At 59.6% G+C, this 5,320-nt stretch carries 5 protein-coding genes; 4 read left to right on the plus strand and 1 reads right to left on the minus strand.

What is annotated here, in order from left to right; genetic code table 11:
* Positions 1-298: 298 nt before the first annotated feature.
* On the minus strand, positions 299-1,579 hold the full coding sequence (locus tag KGA97_RS28930; protein ID WP_223481953.1) for an HAAAP family serine/threonine permease: 1,281 nt from the start codon (positions 1,577-1,579) through the stop codon (positions 299-301).
* A 374-nt stretch (positions 1,580-1,953) separates the two neighbouring features.
* On the opposite strand from KGA97_RS28930, the gene KGA97_RS28935 reads away from it, so the two are divergent.
* From KGA97_RS28935 to KGA97_RS28950, 4 genes are all read left to right on the plus strand, one after another.
* A complete protein-coding gene (locus KGA97_RS28935) occupies positions 1,954-2,337 on the plus strand; it encodes a tautomerase family protein (RefSeq protein ID WP_223481954.1) in 384 nt (127 codons plus the stop codon).
* 29 nt (positions 2,338-2,366) lie between these two features.
* A complete protein-coding gene (locus tag KGA97_RS28940) occupies positions 2,367-2,975 on the plus strand; it encodes a TetR/AcrR family transcriptional regulator (RefSeq protein WP_223481955.1) in 609 nt (202 codons plus the stop codon).
* 87 nt (positions 2,976-3,062) lie between these two features.
* Positions 3,063-4,028 (plus strand): 2-hydroxyacid dehydrogenase, encoded by a 966-nt coding sequence (locus tag KGA97_RS28945; protein ID WP_192227462.1) that lies wholly within the window; start codon positions 3,063-3,065, stop codon positions 4,026-4,028.
* A gap of 143 nt (positions 4,029-4,171) precedes the next feature.
* Positions 4,172-5,239 (plus strand): phosphotransferase family protein, encoded by a 1,068-nt coding sequence (locus tag KGA97_RS28950; protein WP_223481956.1) that lies wholly within the window; start codon positions 4,172-4,174, stop codon positions 5,237-5,239.
* Positions 5,240-5,320 lie beyond the last annotated feature (81 nt).

The raw sequence follows: 5,320 nt of genomic DNA on the forward strand, positions 1-5,320 counted from the left end.
AACCCGGCATGGATGCCGGGTTAGCCGCCCCCGGCCATGGATGGCCGATGGCGGCGGGCCCACGGAGCAGGACCGGAGCGAGGGTATGCCGAGCATTAGCGAGCCACCGAACGAAAGGGGCAAGAGCGCTTGGTTACTTGGCGCTTCTCCAAGTGACTCGCCGTAAGGGCGAAACCATTAGCAGCCGTGACCGCAGCAACGGATATGCCCCCCCCTCAAAAAACCAGCGCACAAAAAAAACGGCCAACCCGCAAAGCGGATCAGCCGTCATCTCAACCAATCAAGCAAACAACAACAATCAAGCGCTCAGCGAATAAATCAACGCCGAAATAGCCACCAAACCAACCGCCGTCACAAACACATTCGACGCTTGACCACGGAAACGTGCCATCGCCGGCACCTTGCGGATCGCATACATCGGCATCAGGAACAGAATCGCCGCAATGATCGGGCCACCGAGAGTCTCGATCATCCCCAGAATGCTCGGATTCAGCGTCGCCACAATCCAGCACACCACCAGCATGAACGCCGCGGTCATACGGTCCAGCGTCTTCGGTGCCGGACGCTTGCCGCTCTTCACGATCAGACCTTTCAGACCTTCACTGGCACCGATGTAATGCCCGAGGAACGACTTGGAAATCGCCACAAACGCAATCAACGGCGCCGCAAACGCGATGGTCGGGTTGCTGAAGTGGTTGGCCAGGTACGACAGGATCGACAGGTTCTGCGCCTTCGCTTCCGCCAGTTGCGCCGGCGACAGGGTCAGCACGCAACTGAACACGAAGAACAGCACCATCACCACCATCAACACATGGGCGCGGGACAGGATCTGCGAGCTGCGCTCTTCCGCGTGGTCGCCGTAGCGACGCTTCTGGTCCACCGCGAACGCCGAGATGATCGGCGAGTGGTTGAACGAGAACACCATCACCGGGATCGCCAGCCACAAGGTGTGCAGCAGCGCCGACGGCTCAGGCAGCGTCGATGCCGTGGTGAGGATGCCGCCGTTCCAGTGCGGAATCAGGAACACCGCCAGAAACAGCAACGCCACGATAAACGGATAGACCATCAGGCTCATCGCCTTGACGATCACCTGCTCGCCGCAACGCACCACCGCCAGCAGGCCGAGGATCAGCACAAACGACAGCACGGCGCGCGGTGGCGGCATGATGTGCAGTTGATGCTCAAGGAAACTGCCCACGGTGTTGGTCAGGGCCACGCTGTAGATCAGCAGGATCGGGAAGATCGCGAAGAAGTACAGCAAGGTGATCAGCGCACCGGCCTTGATGCCGAAATGCTCTTCCACCACTTCTGTGATGTCCGCGCCTTCGCGACCGGACAACACAAAGCGGGTCAGGCCACGGTGCGCGTAAAACGTCATGGGGAACGCCAGCAGCGCCAGCACCAGCAACGGCCAGAAACCGCCCAGACCCGCGTTGATCGGCAAAAACAGGGTACCGGCCCCGATGGCCGTGCCAAACAGGCCAAGCATCCAGGTGGTGTCATGACGATTCCAGCCCTCAAGGCTGACAGGGTTCGCCGCTACATAGCGTTCGTTAACGCTATTGGCCTGATCATTCATCCGGTGGGATCTCCACATTCCGGTCAGTTGCTACCCGGTCAGGACGAGTCGGAAAAATCCGACAGGCAGCGCCCTGGCCGAAACAGGGGCGCGATTCTCCGGGATTAATGAACAGAAGCAAAGACTTAGCTGAGGAATGGTTGTGCGGATCAGCAAATCTGCAGCGAACACAACCCTGTAGGAGCTGGCTTGCCAGCGATGGCGGACGGAAGAAAACCGCAATATCCAAAATTTTTCGCCAGCAAGCCGGCTCCTACAATGTCGGGTGAGCCTCAATCACGCACAAACGCTTCATCGCCAAAGCCAGCTTCGACTTGATAAAGGTTTGCCATCATGTATTTTAAGTAAACCTGCATCCCTTCTGGAGACCTTCCATGCCACTGGTTCGCATCGACATCAAAAAGCATCAGGACCCCACCCACGCCAAACGCATCGGGCAGTTGATCTACGCCGCCATGCACAGCGCCATCGGCGTGCCGGAAAACGATAATTTCCAGATCCTCGCCGAACACGACGAGCAGCACTTCATCTTTGACCCGCAATACCTGGGGATCGACCGCAGCGACAAACTGGTGGTGATTCAGATCACCCTGAGCGAAGGCCGCACCGTCGAGCAGAAGAAACTGCTCTATAAAACCATCGCCGAGAGCATTAACGCAGAACTGGCGGTGCGCCTCGAGGACGTTTTCATTAATCTGGTCGAAGTGAAAAAAGAGAACTGGTCGTTCGGCAACGGAATTGCCCAGTACGCCCTCTGATCGCCATCCTTTATCTATGTGAGCCGCCAATGCCCCGTGTTTCCCGCAAACAAGCCGAACTCAACCGCGAGATTATCGTCGAGGCAGCCACGCGGCTGTTTCGCGAACGGGGCGTGCATGGCATCAGCGTCATCGACGTCATGGCGGCAGCAGGCCTGACCCATGGCGGTTTCTATGGGCATTTCGAGTCCAAGGAAGCCTTGGCCCAGGAGGCCAGTAGCCGCGCATTCCAGCAATCGGCAGACCGCTGGAAAGACTGGATCGCCGCCAATGAAGACAAGAACGCCGCCCGTCAGGCCTTGATCAAACCCTACCTGTCGGCAGCCAGCCGCGATAATCCGGGCGACAGCTGCCCGGTGACGGCGTTTGCCGGTGACATGTGCCACGAAACCGCCGAAAGCGGCCTGCGCCAAACGTTCATGGACGGTCTCGACTCATTGCTCGGCACGTTCGCCCCCCTGATGGACACTGGCGATGACGAACGCGATCGACAGCAGGCGCTGGTGCAGTTCTCCTTGATGGTCGGCGCCCTGACGCTGGCCCGCGCGACCCGTGGCGAACCGTTGTCCGATGAGATTCTGGACGCGGCGCGCAGCTTTTTGACAGCGCCACAACCTCTCCCTCCTGTTCCGCTATGATCATCTGGTAGCGCTGCGACCTTGATCGTTGCCAATGCACTTTGAAGCCAGCAATCTCTAGGGATTTTCAAGTCACAGGAGCCCAGCATGCCCGCAACCGTTCTGGTACTGGTTGAAACAATCAATGATTACTTGCCGATTCTGGAGCATCAGGGGTTTCACCTGATTCTGGCACCGACCCCCGCCGAGCGCGCCGAGGCCATTGCCACCCACGGCGCCCGGATCGATGCGGTCCTGACCCGTGGCCCGTTAGGTTTGTACGCTGACGAAATAGCCGCGCTGCCGGCGCTGAAGATCATCTGCGTGATCGGTGCCGGCTACGAACACGTCGACCTGCAAGCCGCCGCCGACCGGGGCCTGACCGTCACCAACGGCGCCGGCGTCAACGCTTCTTCGGTCGCCGACCATGCGATGGCGATGCTGCTCTCGCTGGTGCGTGATATCCCGCGCTGCGACGCCGCCGTAAGACGGGGCGAGTGGCCGAAGATCATGCGCCCTTCCCTCGCCGGCAAACGCCTGGGCATCCTCGGCCTCGGCGCGGTCGGCATGGCCATCTCCAGGCGCGCGGCCAACGGTTTCGACATGACGGTCAGCTACCACAACCGCCAGCATCGCAGCGATGTGCCGTACAGCTTCTGTTCGACGCCTACCGAACTGGCCCGCGTCTCGGATTTCCTGGTGGTGGCCACGCCCGGCGGAATCGGCACCCGAAACCTGATCAATCGCCCGGTGCTGGACGCGCTGGGTCCTAACGGTTTTCTCGTCAACATCGCTCGGGCCAGTGTCGTGGTAACCGCTGATCTGATCGGCGCACTGGAACAGCGACGCATTGCCGGCGCGGCACTGGATGTCTTTGATCACGAACCTCAGGTGCCGGAGGCCTTGAAAGCCTTGAGCAACGTCATCCTCACGCCGCACGTCGCGGGCCTGTCTCCGGAAGCGACCCAGGGCACGGTCGAACTGGTCGGACGCAACCTGATGGCGTTCTTTTCCGGTGAACCGGTGCTCACCCCCGTCGCCCTGCCGGCCAATGCGAATCAGGCAGCGCTGTGACAACATTCAAACAGGTGTATCAAAAGCAATGATTGCCCGGCAACACGCTCACCTATAAGGGCTGATCGTGGTTGTCGGTGCCGGGTGTGCACATTAGATTAGCCAATAGTCTCAGGCCTCCAGAATAAGCAGAAGGGATAAGCATGGCGCTTACTGACCAGTCCACCCGTATCCGCTCCGGCGAAGAACTCGATGCCAGCCTGATCGATCCGTACCTCAAGGCCCACATTCCGGGCCTCAGCGGTTTGCCGCAAATCAGCCAGTTTCCCGGCGGTGCGTCGAACCTCACCTACCTGCTGGAATACCCCGAACAGGAATTTGTCCTGCGCCGGCCACCGTTTGGCCACAAGGCCAAATCCGCCCACGACATGGGCCGCGAATTCCGCATCCTCAATCAACTGCGCGACGGTTTTCCGTACTGCCCCAAAGCCTACGTGCACTGCACCGACGAATCGGTGATCGGTGCCGAGTTCTATGTGATGGAACGGGTCAACGGGATCATCCTACGCTCCGAACTGCCGCCGGAACTGGGCCTGGATTCGGCGAAAACCGAAGCCCTGTGCAAGAGCTTCATCGACAAGTTCGTTGAACTGCACCAGGTCGACTACAAGGCCTATGGCCTCGGTGATCTGGGCAAACCCGAAGGTTATGTGGCGCGGCAGATCAAAGGCTGGAGCGATCGCTACGAAAAAGCCCTGACCCCGGACGCTCCGCAATGGGACGTGGTCAAAGCCTGGCTCAACGACAAAATGCCGGCCGATCACCCGACCTCAAGCATCGTGCACAACGACTACCGCTTCGATAACGTGATCCTCGACCCGCACAACCCGATGCAGATCATCGGCGTGCTCGATTGGGAACTCACCACCCTCGGCGATCCGCTGATGGACCTGGGCAACACCCTCGCCTACTGGATCGAAGCCGGCGACCCGGCCCCGGTGCAAATGATGCGCCGCCAGCCGAGCCACGCACCGGGCATGCTGACCCGTCGCGAATTCGTCGATTACTACGCCCAGCGTTCGGGCATCCAGATCGACAACTTCGACTTCTACTACACCTACGGCCTGTTTCGCCTGGCCGGCATCGTGCAGCAGATCTACTACCGCTTCTTCCATGGTCAGACCCAGGACAAACGCTTCGCGCAGTTCATTCACATGAACAAACTGCTGGAGCAGATGAGTTTGCAGGTCATCCAGAAATCCAGCCTCTGATACAACACACCACTTGTAGGAGCCAGCGATGCGGCGACCCGACTTGCCGGCGAATTGGACACTGCGGTGTATCTGTAATAC

Source organism: Pseudomonas sp. BF-B-15 (assembly GCF_019946675.1).
Classification (GTDB): Bacteria; Pseudomonadota; Gammaproteobacteria; order Pseudomonadales; family Pseudomonadaceae; genus Aquipseudomonas; species Aquipseudomonas migulae.

Excerpts from the sequence above, each read along its gene's own strand:
- KGA97_RS28930 (WP_223481953.1), bottom strand. The coding sequence starts at position 1,579 with ATGAATGATCAGGCCAATAGCGTTAACGAACGCTATGTAGCGGCGAAC.
- KGA97_RS28935 (WP_223481954.1), top strand. The coding sequence starts at position 1,954 with ATGCCACTGGTTCGCATCGACATCAAAAAGCATCAGGACCCCACCCAC.
- KGA97_RS28945 (WP_192227462.1), top strand. The coding sequence starts at position 3,063 with ATGCCCGCAACCGTTCTGGTACTGGTTGAAACAATCAATGATTACTTG.
- KGA97_RS28950 (WP_223481956.1), top strand. The coding sequence starts at position 4,172 with ATGGCGCTTACTGACCAGTCCACCCGTATCCGCTCCGGCGAAGAACTC.
- KGA97_RS28940 (WP_223481955.1), top strand. The coding sequence starts at position 2,367 with ATGCCCCGTGTTTCCCGCAAACAAGCCGAACTCAACCGCGAGATTATC.